This is a genomic window from Helicobacter bilis ATCC 51630 (assembly GCF_000686565.1).
GTDB classification, from domain to species: domain Bacteria; phylum Campylobacterota; class Campylobacteria; order Campylobacterales; family Helicobacteraceae; genus Helicobacter_A; species Helicobacter_A bilis.
Genome location: NZ_JMKW01000118.1, coordinates 1 through 1,456, shown reverse-complemented (window position 1 = coordinate 1,456; position 1,456 = coordinate 1). Strand labels below are relative to the sequence as shown.

Here is a 1,456-nt window from a genome sequence, read left to right as displayed (position 1 = left end):
TTCTGCAAATTTTCTACATTTTGACTAGTCATTATCACAAAAGATAACTCCTAGCCAAAATGTAGAAAAAATTACAAAAGCCATAACGCAATCTTGGAAAGCTGGGTTTGTTTTGTTTGCCTTTTCTTGTCATGTTGAGGCGAAGTCGAAACATCTTTATTTTCATGCTAGTGAGATGTTTCGTGCTTCGCACTCAACATGACAAAAAGCAAGGATTTCGCCCCTTGCAAAAAATACAAATTGTCATGTTTGCGTTTGTGGGGTGTTTTGTCGTTGGAAAATGGAGGCGGCGTTTTTTACCATATACCTACCATATCTGTCTGTTACCCTGTTGCCGTTTTTGTCTGTTACCCACTCAGCCTGTGCTGCAGCTACTGCGGCTGTCATCGCATCGTTCCATTCTTTGCTAGTTTGTGCTTTAGAGTTAAATATAGAGGCGTTGTATGCGTTGTTGGATACATATTTTTGTGTTTCATTATTTTCATGTGCGATTTTTTCGCTTGAAGCTCTGTCTAAACCTTTTTGTTCTGCATCATGTGTTCTTGATTTTAGTGCTTCATCTGCTTTAAAAACTCTCTCTTTCTCTGCTTCTTGTGCGGCGTAATCTCTTTGTTTCCAATTCTCAATAGCAGTTAATGCCATTTGTGAATTTTGGTTTAAAGAATCCATAATAGATTGGAAACCTTGTCTTATACCTGCATGTCCTGTGTCTTGCACTCTACCTAGTGTGGGGTCTGGCATTGCCATTGTTTATCCTTTTGTTTAATTTTTTAAAGCTTTTAGTTTGCTTTGTTTTGCTTTAGCTAGATTCTAAGATTTGCGTTATGGCTTTGCAAGTTTTAGCCCTTAAAATAGCTAAGCTATTTTAAGGGCTAATCTTGTGAATGTATAATCAAAGCTGAATCTTTAAAGCTTTTTCATAGATTGCTTGTGCAAAATCTCTATAATACAACGGATGCGTATAATACCTATCACCTCGCAATATCTTTAAACATTCTGCAATATCTTCTATGCTTTCACGCAATTTCAACATATCTTTAGAATCTAAAAAGCAACATGCAAAGTTATAAGCGGTGTAGTCTGTATCATCACATCTTACTTGTATAATATAATCATTACATGCACTTAAATCAAGGGGCGGTTTTGCTTCATTTAAAACTAAGCTTGTAATTTTTGCATTTTCCCCATACAGCTTTTTTATTGCCTCTTGTATATGTTCTTCTTGTATGTGTTCGTTTGGCAGGGCATTGTCAAAAAGTATAGCTAACATTTTTGTATTTTTTGGGGTGTTTAGGAGTTTATAATCTAGCATGTTTTGATCCTTTCTTTGTAATTTGTGAAAGCTTTCATCTTGTGGTAACATTTTAACGATTTGCCCTTTTTTATGATAGTCATTACGCATATAGGTAACTCCTACCATAAAAAAGGGCAAAAACATTAAAAGCCCACCATCAAC

At 35.6% G+C, this 1,456-nt stretch carries 2 protein-coding genes; both read right to left on the bottom strand.

Annotation, left to right across the window (positions count from 1 at the left end; translation table 11 throughout):
- Window positions 1–243 precede the first annotated feature (243 nt).
- Window positions 244–747: a hypothetical protein gene (locus tag T368_RS0111490; protein ID WP_004084634.1), complete on the bottom strand. Its 504-nt coding sequence runs from the start codon at window positions 745–747 to the stop codon at window positions 244–246.
- Between the two features lie 145 nt (window positions 748–892).
- Window positions 893–1,456, bottom strand: a 564-nt coding sequence (locus tag T368_RS16030) for a hypothetical protein (RefSeq protein WP_034595296.1), incomplete at its 5' end; no start/stop codon positions are given.